The organism is Lamprobacter sp. (assembly GCF_034860625.1).
GTDB lineage: Bacteria > Pseudomonadota > Gammaproteobacteria > Chromatiales > Chromatiaceae > Lamprobacter.
This window is the reverse complement of record NZ_JAYESN010000632.1, coordinates 1-909: the sequence shown is the minus strand read 5'-3', so window position 1 is coordinate 909 and position 909 is coordinate 1. Positions and strand designations below refer to the sequence as shown.

The window sequence follows — 909 nt, the reverse complement described above, 5'->3', positions numbered from 1 at the left end:
TCCTGGCAGCGCGCAGCTGATGGCCCACCTGATGGATGCGGCCCCGTCGGCTGCTCGTGCACACCTGTTGGCTTGGCGTGATGATCTCCTCTGGCTGTCTTACCCAGACTGGTTCAAGGCAACCGGCTGGGAGCCGACCCAGGCGGCCGAGGCGCTCAGTGCTGAAGGCGCCCTGGAGCCGGACCCCAGAACCCCGATGCGTCGGGTGCGTGAGTATGAGGGGCAGCGCTGGCTGGTGTTGACCGCCGAGGTCTCGGAACGGTTGCGGTTACTGGTCGAGAATGCGCGCTCTGGTCAAACCGCCGTCGAGCCCCATTCGGACACCTCAGCACAACCCTTGGCGCCGCTGTCAGAGACCTCGGCACCGACTTCAACTTCAACACCGAGACCGACAGCGGCATCGAGACCTCCAAGTCCCCAGGCATCTCCCAACCGGCCAGCAACCGCTTCGGGTCAAAGAACAACCGAGCAGCATCCGAGCGAATCCACCAACCCGGAGGAACCCGCCGACAAGCCACCGCTGATCCCCGCCATCCTCGCCGACCTCGAGTGCGAGCACGGCCCTAGTGACGGCAGCCAAGTGCTCGTGCTCGATAGCACAACCCTCAAGGCGCTGGCCAAACGCCATGGTCTCGGTGTCTACAGCCTGCGCCAGCGTCTGCTCACGGACCCGCGCTTTCGGCTCGGCGCGCATCAACGCATCGAGGTCCAGCGCTGATGCAGCGCTATCACAACCCCTGGCGGCCTAACCATGAAGCCGTCGCCGTCGGGTTCTGGCTCCTGCTTGCGGCCTTCGCCTTTGCCAGTGCCGGTCATTGGCAGCTGCATCCGGGCGCGTTCCGGCTCTTCGCCCTGTTGGCGCTGCTCATGGCCCTGAGCTGGCTGCCTGGGTCCTTGCGTCTGCGCGCC

At 65.8% G+C, this 909-nt stretch carries 2 pseudogenes; both read left to right on the top strand.

Annotation, left to right across the window (positions count from 1 at the left end):
* Positions 1–718, top strand: a pseudogene (locus VBE63_RS30385) (hypothetical protein); the annotation flags it as partial.
* Positions 718–909: pseudogene (locus tag VBE63_RS30380) on the top strand (conjugal transfer protein); the annotation flags it as partial. The pseudogenes VBE63_RS30385 and VBE63_RS30380, both read left to right, overlap by 1 nt.